The following is a 514-nucleotide window of genomic DNA, read 5'->3' on the forward strand; positions in this document are numbered from 1 at the left end:
AGATGTGAGTGTCCAGCGGCCGTGACGACGACAATTCTTCATGGGGCCAGAATCGTTCGTACAGGTAATCCCGCGACAGCGGTCGACCGAGGTTGCTGCACAGGCAATGCGCCAGGCGGTATTCGCGTTCGGTCATGACGATTGGTTTGCCGTCGAGAGTGATGGTCAGTTCGGCGTCGTCGAAAACCAGGTCATTGAAGCTCAACCCTTCGGCAGCGGCGCGCTGCTGAGCATGTCGGCGCAGGACTGCGGCAACACGGGCTTTCAGTTCATTGGGGCGGAACGGTTTGCTGACGTAGTCATCGGCGCCGGCATTCAGGGCCTGAACGATATCGCTTTCGCCGTCACGACTGGTGAGCATGATGGCTGAAGGCGGCGCGTCCATGTGTTCGCGGGTCCAGAGCAGCAATGACAAACCCGTGAGGTCGGGCAGTTGCCAGTCGAGGATCAGCAGGTCGAAGGTTTCCCGACGCAGTTGGCGTAGCAGGTCTTCGCCCCGTTCGAAGCTGTACAG

General features: G+C 59.9%; 1 protein-coding gene. It reads right to left on the reverse strand.

Going from position 1 to position 514, the window contains the following annotated elements; genetic code table 11:
• A partial coding sequence (locus tag F8N66_RS31390; protein ID WP_150773749.1) for a response regulator transcription factor occupies window positions 1-514 on the reverse strand: 514 nt, incomplete at both ends.

The organism is Pseudomonas fluorescens, from assembly GCF_902498195.1.
GTDB classification, from domain to species: Bacteria; Pseudomonadota; Gammaproteobacteria; order Pseudomonadales; family Pseudomonadaceae; genus Aquipseudomonas; species Aquipseudomonas fluorescens_BU.